Origin of the sequence: Sporosarcina quadrami, assembly GCF_014836615.1 — a bacterium.
Taxonomy (GTDB): Bacteria; Bacillota; Bacilli; order Bacillales_A; family Planococcaceae; genus Sporosarcina; species Sporosarcina quadrami.
The window spans coordinates 105,363-120,753 of sequence record NZ_JACSQN010000011.1 but is presented as its reverse complement, the minus strand read 5'-3'; the positions used below and the strand labels follow the sequence as shown (position 1 = coordinate 120,753).

The window sequence follows — 15,391 nt, the reverse complement described above, 5'->3', positions numbered from 1 at the left end:
TGGTAAGGTAATACATAGATAACACTTATTACGAAAAATAGTGAAACTATTTTCGACACCGTCCGTAAAAAAACGTATACTTGTACTAATGTATATAAAAATTAAAGGACGTGAGAGATTGGCAAAGAAGTTATGGTTCCAGGTCGGAGTCGGGATATTGCTGACCATCTTAATTATAAAATATTTCCTGGAAATTAGTTTCTTGTTCGAACCATTGGTCATCATTGTTAAGACCATTATTTTGCCGCTCGCTCTAGGCGGCGTGTTGTACTATATGATGGAGCCAATCCAACGATTTCTTGAAAATCGTAAGTTCCCGAGATGGGCGAGTATGCTTACCATCGTGCTCTCATTGATGCTTGTATTATGGGGAGTCGGTGCTCTTGTTGGGCCGCAAGTTACTAAGCAAGTGAATAAGTTTATTGAGAATGCACCAGAGCTAACAAAGGACTTCAATGAAATGAAATATATCCTGTTGCAACAAAAGGGGAATTTGCCGGAGTCGTTAGAAAACTCCATTGATGATGCAGCGGATTCTTTGCAATCTATCGCTTTGAATTTCGGGAAATGGATTGTGACGTTTGTTCAATCTCTATTCCAAGCGGTCTTTTTGTTAGTACTAGTTCCATTCTTCTTTATCTTCATGTTGAAAGATCACGAAAAGTTCGCGCCGATTATTTATAACCGGTTTAGCGGACAGCGTCGAGCTTGGGTCAAGAAGACATTGAGCGACATCGACAATGTATTACGATCTTATATTCAAGGTCAGTTTCTGATCAGTGCAATATTGGCTACGCTCATCTTTATCGGTTATTGGGCACTCGGCGTGAATTATGCGTTGCTGTTGGCAATCTTTGCTCTATTCATGAACCTGATTCCATTCATCGGGCCTTGGATTGCTGTCTTACCGGCTATTATCATCGCTTACACACAAGATCCCAAGCTTGTCATAGGTGTAGCAATCGTCACATTGGTCGCGCAACAGACGGACAGTAATCTCATTACACCGAATGTCATGGGTAAAACGCTTGATATCCACCCACTCACAGTCATTACAATAATTTTGGCTGCTGGTAATATTGCCGGATTCCTCGGAATTATCGTTGCTATACCGTTCTATGCAGTATTGAAAGTGATTGTTCTTAATATTTATGAACAACGCAGAAAAATAAAAAATGCTGCAACGAAAGATGTAGAAGAGTAACTAACGTGAATGAAGGAGCCTCCACTTATGTGGAGGTTTTTTAATGTTTACACATCAAAATACAGTTCTCTATGTAAATTGCATCCCGGGTTGAAACGAGCTTTGCATTTTGGACATCTTGATTGGCAATGGGTGTACTCATTCACGGACAATTCATGACCGCAAGCTCCGCAAAGGACCGCTTTTTCATCGAATTTCTGCTTTGGCCAGACGGCAGGATTGCCACATCCTGATTCCTTATGACACGCGTAGCATGGAAAGTACGTGTTGCAACAATAAAACTTGATGGCGATAATATCGAGTGTGGAATGATAATGTACACAACGTGTCTCGCTATCAATCATGCTTCCCTTTACTACAGAGCTTTTACAATTCAATAATTTCACCTCTTATGTGCATAATGTACGTCGCTTCGGATAGTCTAAGTGGAAAAAGGATTGTTGTTATGTTGAATGAATTTCCGATTATCCATACAAATATTTGGGATGCTGTTTGGGCAGTTCCGGTTGTCTTACTAATCGTTTTGATTGCGCATTGGTTGTTAAAGGTGCCGGAAAGCTGGATTTCAACGGTTAGTACAGTTTTTGCCTTACTGCTTTCGATTTTCATTACTCATCGTGGAGATTTAGCCGCTGGAATTTTTATGGGTCTTTTTTATAGTGGTGCGGCGATGGGAACTGTCTATTCGTTGAAGCAGTCTTATCTGGCTTTTAGAAAGAGAGTATGATTATTTTAGCGGACAAAAGCCACATTGCATGAGTCCTGGAACGTCTTTTGAAAAGCAGCAAGTCTTCCGCACCGTCATGTTTAGCATGTCGGATGGTTCACGATCGTTTAAATAAACTGCAAATAATGAGCGTTGTGCAATGCCTGCCCATGTTTGATCATTTTTCAAAATATCCAAGTCTAACCGGGCTTCTTTAGAAGTCGCGGGATTGTCAAGCAACACATGATACTGCCAAAGCAAGAAGCCGAATACATTTTCCCATAATGTCAGAGGAGAAACGGAAGAGACTGTACGTAATTGCCGTATGATTGTGTCGGTTTGTAACAGGATTTTACGAATAGCTATCGCGTGTTCGTCTTCTTCAACAAGATGCCAGTCACATTCTTTTAGGTAAAGGCTTACTGTTTTATTCCCATACTCCTCAATTGCTCCGAATACAACTCCGCTATCTTCGCCATCCCATACTTCTTCGTAGGCAACCAAGTTAAATAACTGCATTGATAAAAACATGCCGATTCGACGCATGATAAATGAGGCAGTTACTGTTGAGTTTGGACATCCACTTACAGCTTGCACAGCATTTAGGCAATCGTCGGTCTTTTCATCCATAAGCAAATCACGCAGTGTAAATAAGGGATGAGCCGTAGGTGTCACGTAAACACTGTAGCTATTCAGTTGCCTAATTTGTTCACTAGTTAAGTTTGTCATAGTTATAGTATAAGTATATTGTCGCTATTCAACAAGTTGAGCGAGCATGCAGTATAGGATGAACTAATAAAGAAAACTAAGTTTGTAAATGTCTAAGGGGAGAGTGGATATAGAAATCTTCTGTAAAGCAAAATCATTGCTCTTTTTATACCCCTGGTGGTATATTGAATGAGACAAAAACAGGAGGGATATGGATGTATTTTAAGTCATTCACCGATAAAAACTTAGCTCAAAATGCTTACTTGGTAGGTTGTCAACGTACTGGCGAAGCGATTATTATTGATGCACCTCGGGAGTATAGCCATATTTTGAAGGCGGCGGAAGAAGAAGGATTACATGTGTCTGCCGCGACTGATACGCATATCCATGCCGATTATGTTTCAGGAGCACGCCAATTAGCCGTCGAACACGGCGTTACATTATATTTGTCTGATGAAGGTGACGATGATTGGAAATATAGTTATGCAGAGGGTATCCATGTTGAACTCTTACAAGAAGGGTCAACGTTCTCTATTGGAAATATCGATTTTGAAGTATGGCATACTCCAGGGCATACACCTGAAAGTATTTCATTCCTACTGACGGATCGAGGCGGTGGTGCAACGAGTCCGATGGGTATCTTCACAGGAGACTTTGTGTTTGTCGGTGATGTCGGTCGTCCAGATTTACTTGAAAAAGCAGCAGGAATTAGCGGTACTGCAGAAAATGGTGCACGTGATATGTACAGGTCCATCCAACGGTTTAAAGAACTTCCGGATTATCTTGTCGTTTGGCCGGGGCACGGAGCAGGTTCAGCTTGTGGGAAATCACTTGGTGCAGTACCGATTTCGACTGTCGGATACGAGAAGAAGTTTAATTGGGCATTTCAAATTGATGATGAAACAAAGTTTATCGAAGAGTTGTTGAAAGACCAACCAGAGGCGCCAACTTATTTTGCGGAAATGAAAAGAGTGAATAAGGTAGGTCCAGCAATCTTACGAGACGAAAAAGTAAAAGTGTTGCAGTCGACCGATGAGTTGGAAATGATAGCTAAAGACAATAGAGTGCTTGTTTTGGATACAAGACCTGCAGCTATTGCTGAAACGGACCTTCTCCCTGGATCTATTAATATCCCTCTTAACAAATCCTTTGTGAATTGGGCAGGCTGGCTCGTACGTTATGATGGAAACCTCGTTTTAATAGTAGAAGAGGAAAAGCAGGATGACGTGCAAACTGCATTGCAATCGATAGGTTTCGATAATATTATAGCTTTTGCAAGTCCGTCTTTACTTGAAGGGGTAGCGAAAGTTGCGTATGAGACGTTACCAGTTCCAGATTTTCTTGAAGAGATGAATGAGGAAGAAGTGTTTGTTTTGGATGTCCGCAATGATGGCGAATGGAATAGTGGGCATTTAGATACTGCACATCATAGGTTCTTAGGTAAGTTGCGCACAGTTGACTTACCTGACGATAAAAAATTCCTCGTTCATTGTCAGAGTGGCGTTCGTTCAGCAATTGCATCAAGTGTTTTGAAAGCACGCGGTTTCAAGACCGTAAAACAGATGGCTGGCGGATATAATGCTTATCAAGCAGCGTATTCGTAAAAAAGGAGTGTATGAATATGGAATGGATCGTCATTTTGGCAATTGTGGCATTTTTCGTATGGCGAATGATGCCACCTAAAGGTGTGAAAACAATTACGACTGGAGATTTGAAAGGAATGTTAAAGGATCGATCGAAGCAATTTATCGATGTCCGGACACCTGCAGAATATAAAGGCAATCATATTCGAGAGTTCAAAAACTATCCTGTGACGGGGTTGAAATCGAATGTAGATAAGCTTGATAAAACGAAAGAAACGGTTGTCATATGCCAAAGCGGAATGCGCAGTATGCAAGCAGCTAAAGTTTTAAAGAAAGCCGGTTTTTCAAATGTCGTCAATGTTAAAGGCGGCATGATGGATTGGCGTGAATAAAGATAAGTATGAGACATTCTTCCAATGGGAGGATGTCTTTTTTGTCGATTTTGGTGTGGGAATTGAATACAAACCAAAATTGATTTGTTAAGGGCATTTTGCGCGATGAGGGAGAGAGGATAGATGTTAGAAAGTACCGCGATTGGAGAAAAGTTGAGTGCGCGCTCATAAAAGCGGATTCCGCGCTCGTATCCGTTGAGTGCGCGCTCATAAAAGTAGTTTTCGCGCTCGTATCCGTTGAGTGTGCGCTCATAAAAGTAGTTTTCGCGCTCGTATCCGTTGAGTGTGCGCTCATAAAAGTAGTTTCCGCGCTCGTAACCGATGATTCCACGCCCATAAAAGTAACCACCCGCAAACTCTACATAACCCCGACTCACTACATGAACAAAAAATCCGCCAATCCCCCATAATTCAACTGCTTCTGCCCAACCATATCCATAGGCATACACATATTATTGTTATGAAGAGGTGGTGAACGTTGAAAAAAGAGAGAACGAGAATTGAGCATGATCCGTTTGCGGTGGAACAGCGAGAGTGGAAGCAACGGCAGTCAAAGGAACGGTATAAGCAGCTGTTGACGATCATTTCGCCAATCTTCCTATTGCTGTTATGGGAAGTGATGTCGAGAACGGGCATGATGGATATCCGGTTTTTCCCACCGCCTTCCGCTATTTTAGGCAGTTTCTACAAGATGATTGCAAGTGGGGCGATGGCTGATCATATCGGCGTTTCGTTGTACAGGATTTTCGCCGGATTTCTAGCTGGTGTCATACCAGGCATTATTGTTGGATTGCTGATGGGGCTTTATTCACCAATTAGGCATTTTGTCCAACCGATTGTCATGGCGCTTATGCCGATTCCGACATTGGCGTTATTGCCGATTATCATTATCCTTTTCGGTATTGGTGATTTGTCGAAAGTCGTCACGATTGCGGGAAGTGTTTTCTTTCCTGTTGTTATCAATACCGCGGCGGGCGTGCTTAATATCGATCGGATCTATTTAGACGTTGCGAATAATTATGGAGCCGGAAAAGTACAATTTTTCTTCAAGATTGCGTTACCCGGGGCTCTCCCGGTCATGTTAGAAGGGATTCAAATGGGGCAGGCAATTGCCCTGCTGACAATTGTGGCTGCAGAAATGATGGGGGCTACATCGGGAATCGGTTATTTAATATGGACTTCATACAAAGCTTTCTTGTTGAAAGATATGTATGTCGGACTTATACTGATTTCATTTTTCGGTTATCTATTCTCCTTGTTGCTTCGCAGTTTGCAGAAAAAGTTGTTACCTTGGAGGTGATCGGATGAGTAAGGAATCGAAAATTGAGATTAGAAATTTAACAAAAGCATTTTATAAAAAACAGGCAAGTGTAACGGCACTAGATGATATATCTCTTACAATTGAAGATGGCGAATTTGTCTGCATCGTCGGACCAAGCGGTTGTGGTAAGACGACACTTTTACGCATTTTGGCAGGACTTGAACAACCAAGTGTTGGAGATTTCGAAATTCATTCTGAAATGGAGGGACGCCCTCTCCAATCAATGGTTTTCCAGGAGAGGGGAGTCATTCCCTGGCTTACGGTGAAAGAAAATGTAGCATTCGGACTAAAAATGAGAAGGATGCCGAAAGCACATATTAAAGAGAGAACAGATTATTACTTAAAGAAAACGGGACTCGATCGTTTTTCTCATCTCTACCCGAAAGAGCTGTCCGGTGGAATGAAACAACGGGTGAGTATCGCCAGGGCATTTGCCAATGATCCTGAAATCCTGCTCATGGATGAACCGTTTGCAGCGCTAGATGAGCAGAATAAATTCATCTTGCAAGAAGAACTGCTTTCCATCTGGGCAGAAACGAAAAAGACTGTCGTTTTCATTACTCATAGCATTGATGAAGCATTGCTATTAGGGGATCGGATATTACTAATGAGTGCGCAACCTGGCAAAATCATTGAACAGATCCACATCGATACCCCCAGACCGCGAACTATCGAGGATATCCGTAAAGATCCAATAATGGCAGGGAAATTCGTTGATATATGGACTCATCTGCAACATGAAGTGCAACTTTCTAGAAAAGAATACGGTTGAAAAGAGGAGAAAACGTGAAGAAAGGTATCCTATATGGCTGGATGATGATATTGGCGGCTGCCTTATTGGTGATGGGTGCTTGTACTAAGAAGGAAGTCGTAACCGAACCTGTTATCGAGACAAAACCTGTAGATACAGTTGTAGAAACTCCTTCGGGTGACTTGGAACCGCTGGAGACACGCGTGAAAATCTTAATTGCGGAAGACGGGGCTGCTTCAGGCGCAGGCTTCTATATTGCAAAGGAAAAAGGCTATTTCGAGGATTATAACATCGAAGTCGATTTTGCGGATTTCGCGAACAGTGACGACATGTTGCCAGCACTAGCAGCAGGTGAAGTCGACATTGCAGGTGGCGTTTCTACCGCTTCTTTCTTTAATGCAATTGCACAAGGGATTGACGTTCGGATTATCGCGGATAAAGGACATAATATGCCAGGAAAATCCTATTTTTCCTTTGTTATTGGTAACCATATGGTAGATGAAATTAAAGAATATGCAGATTTCCGTGGAAAGAAGATCGGGGTGTCATCCCGCAACTCGATTGATGGGTATATTTACGAAGAGATGTTGAAGCATGCTGGTTTGACAGAAGAAGATGTTGAATACGTTCATATGGCTGACTTCGGTTCAATGCTTGGCGCAATAGATGCTGGAACGATTGACGCTGCGCTCAGTATCGAACCGCTGATTGCACAAGGAATTGCTAACAAGTTTCATGTGCGCTTCGGCGATACGACAGATTTTGCGCCAGAGTCACAAATCGCGATGGTTCTTGCATCCCCTAAATTTATGGAACAGGATGACATTTCCTTACGCTTCATGGCTGCCTATTTGAAAGGTGTTCGGGATTACAACGACGCGTTTTTCAAGGATATAGGAAAAGATGAAATCATCGATATAATGGTCATGCATACTGCGTTAAAAGATCATGAATTGTGGGAGCGTGTTTTTGTCACAGGACTTGATCCGAATGGAAAGATGTTTGTTGAGGATATTAAGAAGCAATATGGCACCTATAAAGCGAACGGTGTTATTTTAGGCGATATCGATTTCGATAAAGCTGTTGATACGTCGTTGACGGAAGAAGCGGTAGAAGTTATTGGCGTATATGAGTGATTTGCAAGGGTAAGTAAATAGTATAAAGACCGCTTACTTGTAAACTCCAAGTAAGCGGTCTTTATCAATTACAGCTTGTTTAGGTCTCGTAGACAAGCTCTTTTTGTTCAACTAACGCATCCGATTGTTGAAGGTCAATCAATATATATATACTTAGAATTAGTTACTGTTATTAATTATATTTTTAACACCAGCGTACGTTGCATAAAAATATGCGCCATATATTATTAGAAGGAGTGAAGAACTCACTATTATACTTTGGTAATGGAATGTAAAAATATTATTAACAGCACTAATTCCAACGATCGAATGGATAACAGCCAGACCTAGTGGTAATAGGAAATAGATTAAGCTTTGTCTCAATATTGCTTTGTTTATTAATTTTTCAGTGACACCGATTTTCTTTAGAGATTTATATCTTTCCAAGCTATCACTTGCATCAGATAACTGTTGCAATGCCATAATAGCCGCGCTGGAAATTATAAAAATGAGACCCAAAAATAGACCAAGAAAAACAATCAATGCTGCAAAACCATTGTCTTTATCTTGTATTTGATTCTTTGTACTCCCGATAACTAAAGCTGGGTTAATATCTCTATATTTGTCTTCGAAAAGGTTATTAAATAGGTTTGAAAATTTCTCTTCCGAGTTCTCATAATTATTATCATCATAAATCACATTAAAACTTGTGAACTCTAATTGCAAATCTCCACTAAAATTATCAGGAATTACGAGATAAAAGAATTCGTTACCTCCAGTGACCTTTATATTCTCTTCTATAGGAGCTTGATTTTTGATGGTGTATGCCTTGTTTTCTATGTTAATGATGTTTTCATTTTTCATATAATCAGGCAAAGCACTATTTACGCGACTGTAGTTAGATACAACTAAAACTTCATTTTTCTTTAGTTCAATAGGGTCGTATCCATTAAGTTTTATAATTGAATTATAGTCTGATATTGTAATAGCCGATATTTTACCACCCAAATAATTTTGCTCTAAATGGATTTGCTCTTGCATGCTTAAATACTTTGACAACAAGTCTTCTATAGTAATATTAAGTTTATATTCACTATAAAAGGCATGTTTTTCATTAGTACTAAATTTAAAGTTTATTGCATTTAAATATTCTTCTATATCATTCACCATTGTGTTTTCGTTTTTGTTATCAACAATGAGAAACGCGGAAGCATCATAATCTCTATTTCCCGCTGAATTTCTATCAATAGTTCCTTTTAAATCAAAGGCAGCAAAAAGCAGAGTAATCGTTACAAAAAGCATAAGACATATTAGAGTCATGGACAGAAAGTTCGTATTGATCTTGTTGTTTATCTGTCTTATTATAAATATATTTATATCTTTTAGGTAGATTCTTTTGCTCTTTTGCACAATGTGGACAAAAAAATTGGAGAGACTAAAAAAGAATAACAGAGTTCCTATAAAACCTATCGTGATAGTGACTAATAATTCTGTGTTGTCGGCATTTAAGCCGGTTTTTAATATCCTAGTGTATGCAATTGTTAATAGTACCATAGATAACATAAATAACAGCACTGAAACAAAAGCATTCTTTAGCTTTACTTCTTCATTTTTCTTTGCTGCATTAAGCATGTCAATCAGTTTGTATTTCGAAATTGTAAACTGATTGAAGATCATTACTAGAAGAAAAATTATTCCGAAATATAGTATTGATTTAATCACTGCACTTGATGAAATAACAAACTTATATTTGTCCATATCAACCGATAATATGTTGGCCACAAGGATCGACAGACCCTGTGATCCGATAATCCCGAGTAAAATGCCTGCCACAAGGGACACCGTGCCTATTAAAAAGGTTTCGAAAAGCAAGATTATTGAGATTTTCCCTTTTGACATACCTAACGTCATATAGATGCCTAATTCTTTTTTTCGCTTTTTTATTAAGAATTTGTTTGCATAAATGATTAGCCCACCAAGAACAAAAGATACAAATATGGATGTTCCAGCTATCAGTTTATTTAGTGTTAACATAAACGTGGCATTCTTATTTAATTCTAATATTGCATTTTGGGATTCAATCGAATTGAAACTATAAAAGATACATACTGCAAGGGTCAATGTAAGGAAATATATTGCATAATCCCTGAAGCTCATTTTTACATTGTTGATTGCTATTTTAGAGTACATTGCCAACATCGCCTCCAAGTAAAGTAACAACTTCAATAATCTTATTGAAGAATTCCTTTCTCGTATCATTTCCACGTATTATTTCATTGAAAATTCGGCCATCTTTTATAAACAAAATTCTATTAGCATAGCTGGCCGTAAAGGAGTCATGGGTAACCATCAGTATCGTCGACTGATACTCTTTATTCAGCTTCTCAAATGAATCCAAAAGTAATCTTGCGGACTTTGAATCCAAAGCGCCAGTAGGTTCATCGGCTAGAATAAGGGAAGGATCGGTAACTAAGGCCCTGGCACATGCTACTCTTTGCTTTTGTCCCCCTGATAATTGAAAAGGAAACTTGTTCAGTATCTCTGTAATTTCAAGTTTTTTCGCAACGTTTTTAATCAGGTGGTCTATCTCTTTTACATCCCTCTTTTGTATCGTTAGGGCTAAAGCTATATTTTCGTAAGCACTCAGTGTATCAAGAAGATTGAAGTCTTGGAATATAAAACCCAATTCATCACGTCTAAATTCTTCCAGAGCTTTTGCCTTAAGGACTGTAATGTCTTTGTTATTTATAATAATTTTGCCAGTTGTTACGTTATCGATTGTTGAAATACAATTCAAGAGGGTAGTCTTACCGCTACCTGAAGGGCCCATGATTCCTAAAAACTCTCCCTTACTTACCCTAAAGCTTATATTATCTATAGCTTTTGTAATATTTCCTTTATTACCATAATATTTTTCGATTTTTTCAACGCTTAAAATATTTTGCATTCCTCTTCCTCCAAGCTTTCCTATTTTATTTTTATTTATCATTTTAAATTTTTTACTTTACGTTAAACTCAGCTTTAGTCTCGATAATTTTCGAGCCTTTTACATAAATAGTGACACCGTAATGACCTTCTTCAAGACCCTCTGGAACAGTTAGTTTTGCTAAGAAATATTTCCCTTTGTTAACACTAACTTTTTCCTCGACTAAAAATCTGTTCTCTGGTGCGATTTCTCCTTTATACCATACGACCTTCGCTTTATTAATCCAGAATCGGTTTCTCTTTGCAGAAAAATAAACCGAATCCTCTGGTGCAAACGTAGTAGTTACTTCTAGAGGTTTTCCTTTATCATCTAACTTTTTTGACATAACACCATCTACAATTTTTGGTTCAGTAACATATTCATACCCAAAGTAAGTTCCCACTAATAAAAGAATGACTACTAGTACTGTGCTAACTGTTTTTTTCATTTCTAATTCCTCCTAAAATTTATAACCTAAATGCATCTTATCAGTTGTCATTAGAGAGACATATGTGTTTATATTTTATTAAAGTTACATTATTGCAAGGTTATAAATAAAAAACGGATTTCTAGCTACTGCAGTTTGCAATAGCTAGAAATCCGTTTTTATAAGATGAATTAGTGTATTAAGTTAACGCTTCCTAAAGGAAAAATTATACTAACTTTTGTTCCTTCGCCAGTTTTAGATGTTAATGTAAGTCCTAGACCAAGCTGTTTTGCAAGTTTTTTGCATAAATAAAGTCCTATACCGGTAGACTTTCCAAACTTCCTTCCATTCTCCCCGGTGAATCCCTTTTCGAAAACTCTATTTAAATCGTTCTCGATAATCCCAATGCCATTATCTTCTATGGTAAGTACTATATTATTTTCGTTTTGAATAGTGGATATTGTTACCTTACCATTTCTATCCTTTATGTATTTAATGGCATTTCCTATCACTTGATTTAATATGAATTCCAGCCATTTGACGTCGCTGTACACAGTGCCTTCAACAGCATTAATATCAATGGAAATATTTTTGCTAATAAAGTCTCTAGAATTTTTCTTAACGATGCTTCTTACGAGGGTAGCTAAAGAGACCTCTTTAATAATATAATCTTTGCTTACATTATTACTTCTTGAGTAATACAATACTTGTTCGATGTATTCTTCAATTTTCTTTATTTCTTGATTAATGTCTTTGGTAATCCCATTTTGATTATTTTCTATAATTAACCTTGCTGATGCAATAGGGGTCTTAATTTCATGTACCCAAGTTTCAATATACTCTCTATATTCATGTTCCATATCTCTATATTTCTTTACATGCTCATGCATATCCTTGTTTGTCCGTTTTAATAAATCATGTAAGAACTTACCCTCTATAAATTCGGGTTCTTTCACAATTTCAGACAGCAGATATTTTTTATCCAAACTCTCCATTAGGTTGTTTAACTCAGTGTAAAAGATTTTTTGTTTAATGAATTCTACAAATATATAAGAAAGGATGGGGAGAAACCATATGCAGAAAATCAGGAAAATTATTTTACTGTTACTGTTACTTAGTAATATAATCCCGCATAAGATGATGAATAATGTGAAATTGATTAGTAAAAATAAAGTTCTATCTTTTAAATAATCCTTTATGCTCATGGCAGTATATATCCTAATCCACGTCTTGTTTCTATATTCTCCTTCATGCCCAATCCTTCAAGTTTTTTTCTTAATCTCGTAATATTAACAGATAAATTATTATCATCCACAAAAACATCAGAGTTCCACATAAAGTCCATTAGATCGTCCCTCGATACGATCTTTCCTTTGTTTTTAATTAAGCAGGAAAGTATTTTAAGTTCATTTTTAGTTAGCTCTGCTGTTATCCCATTGTAAATAACGGAACCATTGGATAAGTTTAGCTTTAAATCATTATAAACAATAGTATCTCTGATGTTGGATCCGTGAACTCTTCTTAATATAGTTTCAATTCTAGCCAAAAGAATTTGAGTGTTAAATGGTTTTGAAATAAAATCATCTGCACCTAAATTCATACTCATAAGTTCGTCCATCTCGTTATCTCTGCTTGTGACGACTATTATAGGTACATCGGAAGTTTTTCTTATTTCTCTGCAAATATAATATCCATCAAATATGGGCAGGTTAATGTCTAAAAGTATTAGATCAGGTTCTTCCCTCAAAGTCTCATGAAAAATATTTTCAAAATTTGTTGGCGCTATAGCATCATATCCATATCTGATTAAAAAGGTTTTAAGTTCTTCTCTAATCTTTTCCGTATCTTCTATAATAACTATTTTTGACATAGTCTTTCACTTCCTTTTCAATATTTATGGATACCTAATTGTACTTCATATTTCGGTGGTCGAATAAAAGATATGAATACTTTGATAAAAAAATGATCCCAAGATATTGGGATCATTTACCTTGTCCTGCCGCTATATGTTAACTCTTTTTTTTCGATACTCGTCTGATAACTATGCAGCCCCATGCCAATTATAATGACCACTACCCCGATAAGTGAGAGCGTGCCAGGTAGGGCGATATGTAAAATGAGCATCTCACCAATCATAGCGAATAGAAGCTCTGTCGATTGTGTCGCTTCCACTGCGGCAAGTTTGCCCTGGTCGTTTTGGACAAGATCTGTTGCCATGAAAAACAGTGTCGTTGCAATGACGCCGGAACTGATCGCGACAATTAATGACTGACCTACTTGTGCCATGGAAGGGGGTCCGACTGTCACTAACGCATAAATCGCAAAGCCAATCCACACCGGTATCGTCATTAATGTCATTGCCAACACGCGTTGAAACGTATCGAGCCGTCCTTGCAATAAATCCATCATTTTACGATTGCCGAGCGGATAGGCAAAGGCTGCAATGATGATAGGAAGTATACCGAGCAATAAAGTCTGAGTATCTACGCTGTTCGCATTCGGAATTTGGATAATGACAACACCGGCAAAAATAATGAGTGTAATGGCTAATGAAATGAGCGGAATTCGTTGGCGAATCCGCTTCTCGCCGTCTTTCGTCTTCACGACGATGACAAACAACGGTGCCAATAATACCCCGGCGACAATCGTCAATTGCCAAGTACCTGCAAGTAACCAACCAGGGCTATAACCTGCTGAAAACGTGAGTGGTGCGTAGAAAAAGACGAAAGCGACAACACTCCAAATGAAGAAAGGGATTCGTGTCGCGCCCATCACTTTTCCTGTTTCACGTAATCCTTTGCGGTACGCCACAATGGCAAATAGGAAAGGCACCATGAAGAAATAGCGGAGTGAGGCGCTCCATAGCCAACTACCCCCAGATAGTTCCATAGATCTGTTTAATACAAATGTTACTGCGAAAAATAACGCAGAGATGATTCCTATCCAAATAGCCTTCATAGGAAAACCGCCTCCTTATGCGCGTTCTTCGTATAGCTTGACCGCCTCGATCATTACTTCTGTCGCTTTCACCATGTTGTCGACGGAAATATATTCATATTTGCCGTGGTAGTTTTCGCCACCCGTGAAGATGTTTGGTGTCGGCATGCCCATGTACGAAAGCTGGGAACCATCCGTACCACCTCGTACAGGTACAATATTCGGCTCAATATCGAGCTTGCCGAACGCATCTGAAATGATATCGACGATTTCCATGACAGGCTCGATTTTCTCGCCCATATTGAAGTATTGATCGCTAATTTCCACTTCGATTGCATGCTCGCCGTGTGTTTTTTTCAGTCGCCCGACAGTATCCACCATCAATTGTTTTCGCGCTTCAAACGTTTCGCGGTCGAAATAGCGAATGATATAGCTCAGTTCCGTCTTTTCGACAACGCCGTTTATATCCATCAAGTGGACAAATCCTTCATAGCCATCCGTCAACTGTGGAATGTCATTCGCAGGCATCGCTGCTTGGAATTCATTGGCGATCAGGATGGAGTTGACCATCTTGTTTTTTGCGGAACCAGGGTGTACATTCGTTCCATGGCAAGTCACTTTCGCACCCGCTGCATTGAAGCTTTCATATTGAAGCTCTCCGATCGGCCCGCCATCCATTGTGTAGGCATATTTTGCGCCAAAAGCTTCCACATCGAATTTATGCGGGCCACGACCGATTTCTTCGTCAGGCGTGAAGCCGATTCGAAGCTTGCCGTGCTTGATGTCCGGATTTTGGATCAGGTATTCCATCGCTGTCATGATTTCAGCGATTCCCGCTTTATTATCAGCGCCAAGCAAAGTCGTGCCATCTGTCGTCAACAATGTGTGCCCGACGTAATTTTTCAATTCCGGGAATGTGTTCACAGACATGATCGTATTCGCATTCAACTGCACATCGTTTCCGTCATAATTGTCGATTCGCTGCGGATTGACGTTAGTGCCTGTATAGTCTGTCGCTGTATCGACGTGCGCTAAAAAACCGATGACGGGAACGTCTTTATCCGTCGTTGCTGGTAATGAAGCAAAAAGATAGCCATTGTCATCCAATGTAATCTCTTCCATGCCGATTTCAGCGAGTTCCTTTTCAAGCATATGGAGCAGGTCCCATTGTCCGGGTGTGGACGGAGTAGTTGAGCTATCTGCATTCGATTGTGTATCAATTTTAGCGTAACGTGTAAGTCGTTCAATCAATTTTTCTTTCATTCCAAAACCCCTCCTATTA

General features: G+C 39.0%; 16 protein-coding genes. 7 read left to right on the top strand and 9 right to left on the bottom strand.

Features of this window, described 5'->3' with window-relative positions:
• Positions 1–118 precede the first annotated feature (118 nt).
• Positions 119–1,204 carry an AI-2E family transporter gene (locus H9649_RS12890; protein WP_191695309.1) on the top strand — a complete coding sequence of 362 codons (1,086 nt, stop codon included), beginning with the start codon at positions 119–121 and terminating at the stop codon, positions 1,202–1,204.
• A gap of 47 nt (positions 1,205–1,251) precedes the next feature.
• On the opposite strand, the gene H9649_RS12885 is transcribed toward H9649_RS12890, so the two are convergent.
• Positions 1,252–1,548, bottom strand: coding sequence for a CHY zinc finger protein (locus H9649_RS12885; RefSeq protein WP_191695329.1), 297 nt, complete (start codon positions 1,546–1,548; stop codon positions 1,252–1,254).
• Positions 1,549–1,649: 101 nt separating this feature from the next.
• On the opposite strand from H9649_RS12885, the gene H9649_RS12880 reads away from it, so the two are divergent.
• A complete protein-coding gene (locus tag H9649_RS12880) occupies positions 1,650–1,931 on the top strand; it encodes a hypothetical protein (RefSeq protein WP_191695308.1) in 282 nt (93 codons plus the stop codon).
• Here H9649_RS12880 and H9649_RS12875 read toward each other — a convergent pair whose 3' ends face one another.
• Positions 1,932–2,540, bottom strand: coding sequence for a hypothetical protein (locus tag H9649_RS12875; RefSeq protein WP_225229865.1), 609 nt, complete (start codon positions 2,538–2,540; stop codon positions 1,932–1,934).
• Between the two features lie 293 nt (positions 2,541–2,833).
• Between H9649_RS12875 and H9649_RS12870 the strand changes: the two genes are divergently transcribed.
• The 5 genes from H9649_RS12870 (at position 2,834) to H9649_RS12850 (ending at position 7,801) form a co-directional block, all read left to right on the top strand.
• Positions 2,834–4,222, top strand: a complete 1,389-nt coding sequence (locus H9649_RS12870; protein ID WP_191695306.1) for an MBL fold metallo-hydrolase — start codon at positions 2,834–2,836, stop codon at positions 4,220–4,222.
• Positions 4,223–4,239: 17 nt separating this feature from the next.
• Positions 4,240–4,593, top strand: coding sequence for a rhodanese-like domain-containing protein (locus H9649_RS12865; protein ID WP_191695305.1), 354 nt, complete (start codon positions 4,240–4,242; stop codon positions 4,591–4,593).
• 478 nt (positions 4,594–5,071) lie between these two features.
• Positions 5,072–5,893 carry an ABC transporter permease gene (locus H9649_RS12860; RefSeq protein ID WP_225229864.1) on the top strand — a complete coding sequence of 274 codons (822 nt, stop codon included), beginning with the start codon at positions 5,072–5,074 and terminating at the stop codon, positions 5,891–5,893.
• Between the two features lie 4 nt (positions 5,894–5,897).
• The gene (locus H9649_RS12855; RefSeq protein ID WP_191695304.1) at positions 5,898–6,686 is read left to right on the top strand and encodes an ABC transporter ATP-binding protein; all 789 of its coding nucleotides are present in this window, start codon (positions 5,898–5,900) and stop codon (positions 6,684–6,686) included.
• Positions 6,687–6,727: 41 nt separating this feature from the next.
• Positions 6,728–7,801 carry an ABC transporter substrate-binding protein gene (locus H9649_RS12850; protein ID WP_404828755.1) on the top strand — a complete coding sequence of 358 codons (1,074 nt, stop codon included), beginning with the start codon at positions 6,728–6,730 and terminating at the stop codon, positions 7,799–7,801.
• 159 nt (positions 7,802–7,960) lie between these two features.
• Here the strand turns inward: H9649_RS12850 and H9649_RS12845 are convergent, their stop codons facing one another.
• From H9649_RS12845 to pepT, 7 genes are all read right to left on the bottom strand, one after another.
• Positions 7,961–9,970 carry an FtsX-like permease family protein gene (locus tag H9649_RS12845; protein WP_191695303.1) on the bottom strand — a complete coding sequence of 670 codons (2,010 nt, stop codon included), beginning with the start codon at positions 9,968–9,970 and terminating at the stop codon, positions 7,961–7,963.
• Positions 9,960–10,727 carry an ABC transporter ATP-binding protein gene (locus H9649_RS12840; protein WP_191695302.1) on the bottom strand — a complete coding sequence of 256 codons (768 nt, stop codon included), beginning with the start codon at positions 10,725–10,727 and terminating at the stop codon, positions 9,960–9,962. The genes H9649_RS12845 and H9649_RS12840 overlap by 11 nt, the downstream gene beginning before the upstream one ends.
• Before the next feature lie 52 nt (positions 10,728–10,779).
• A complete protein-coding gene (locus tag H9649_RS12835) occupies positions 10,780–11,193 on the bottom strand; it encodes a hypothetical protein (protein WP_191695301.1) in 414 nt (137 codons plus the stop codon).
• A gap of 170 nt (positions 11,194–11,363) precedes the next feature.
• Positions 11,364–12,377 (bottom strand): sensor histidine kinase, encoded by a 1,014-nt coding sequence (locus H9649_RS12830; RefSeq protein ID WP_191695300.1) that lies wholly within the window; start codon positions 12,375–12,377, stop codon positions 11,364–11,366.
• On the bottom strand, positions 12,374–13,042 hold the full coding sequence (locus H9649_RS12825) for a response regulator transcription factor (protein WP_191695299.1): 669 nt from the start codon (positions 13,040–13,042) through the stop codon (positions 12,374–12,376). The genes H9649_RS12830 and H9649_RS12825 overlap by 4 nt, the downstream gene beginning before the upstream one ends.
• 116 nt (positions 13,043–13,158) lie before the next feature.
• Positions 13,159–14,130: a DMT family transporter gene (locus H9649_RS12820; RefSeq protein ID WP_191695298.1), complete on the bottom strand. Its 972-nt coding sequence runs from the start codon at positions 14,128–14,130 to the stop codon at positions 13,159–13,161.
• A gap of 15 nt (positions 14,131–14,145) precedes the next feature.
• Positions 14,146–15,372, bottom strand: coding sequence for a peptidase T (pepT, locus tag H9649_RS12815; protein WP_191695297.1), 1,227 nt, complete (start codon positions 15,370–15,372; stop codon positions 14,146–14,148).
• Positions 15,373–15,391 lie beyond the last annotated feature (19 nt).

What these genes read in the sequence shown, in the direction of transcription:
- H9649_RS12885 (WP_191695329.1), bottom strand. Translation starts at nt 1,548, where the DNA reads ATGATTGATAGCGAGACACGTTGTGTACATTATCATTCCACACTCGAT.
- H9649_RS12880 (WP_191695308.1), top strand. Translation starts at nt 1,650, where the DNA reads ATGTTGAATGAATTTCCGATTATCCATACAAATATTTGGGATGCTGTT.
- H9649_RS12875 (WP_225229865.1), bottom strand. Translation starts at nt 2,540, where the DNA reads ATGGATGAAAAGACCGACGATTGCCTAAATGCTGTGCAAGCTGTAAGT.
- H9649_RS12870 (WP_191695306.1), top strand. Translation starts at nt 2,834, where the DNA reads ATGTATTTTAAGTCATTCACCGATAAAAACTTAGCTCAAAATGCTTAC.
- H9649_RS12865 (WP_191695305.1), top strand. Translation starts at nt 4,240, where the DNA reads ATGGAATGGATCGTCATTTTGGCAATTGTGGCATTTTTCGTATGGCGA.
- H9649_RS12855 (WP_191695304.1), top strand. Translation starts at nt 5,898, where the DNA reads ATGAGTAAGGAATCGAAAATTGAGATTAGAAATTTAACAAAAGCATTT.
- H9649_RS12850 (WP_404828755.1), top strand. Translation starts at nt 6,728, where the DNA reads ATGATGATATTGGCGGCTGCCTTATTGGTGATGGGTGCTTGTACTAAG.
- H9649_RS12845 (WP_191695303.1), bottom strand. Translation starts at nt 9,970, where the DNA reads ATGTACTCTAAAATAGCAATCAACAATGTAAAAATGAGCTTCAGGGAT.
- H9649_RS12840 (WP_191695302.1), bottom strand. Translation starts at nt 10,727, where the DNA reads ATGCAAAATATTTTAAGCGTTGAAAAAATCGAAAAATATTATGGTAAT.
- H9649_RS12835 (WP_191695301.1), bottom strand. Translation starts at nt 11,193, where the DNA reads ATGAAAAAAACAGTTAGCACAGTACTAGTAGTCATTCTTTTATTAGTG.
- H9649_RS12830 (WP_191695300.1), bottom strand. Translation starts at nt 12,377, where the DNA reads ATGAGCATAAAGGATTATTTAAAAGATAGAACTTTATTTTTACTAATC.
- H9649_RS12825 (WP_191695299.1), bottom strand. Translation starts at nt 13,042, where the DNA reads ATGTCAAAAATAGTTATTATAGAAGATACGGAAAAGATTAGAGAAGAA.
- H9649_RS12820 (WP_191695298.1), bottom strand. Translation starts at nt 14,130, where the DNA reads ATGAAGGCTATTTGGATAGGAATCATCTCTGCGTTATTTTTCGCAGTA.
- pepT (WP_191695297.1), bottom strand. Translation starts at nt 15,372, where the DNA reads ATGAAAGAAAAATTGATTGAACGACTTACACGTTACGCTAAAATTGAT.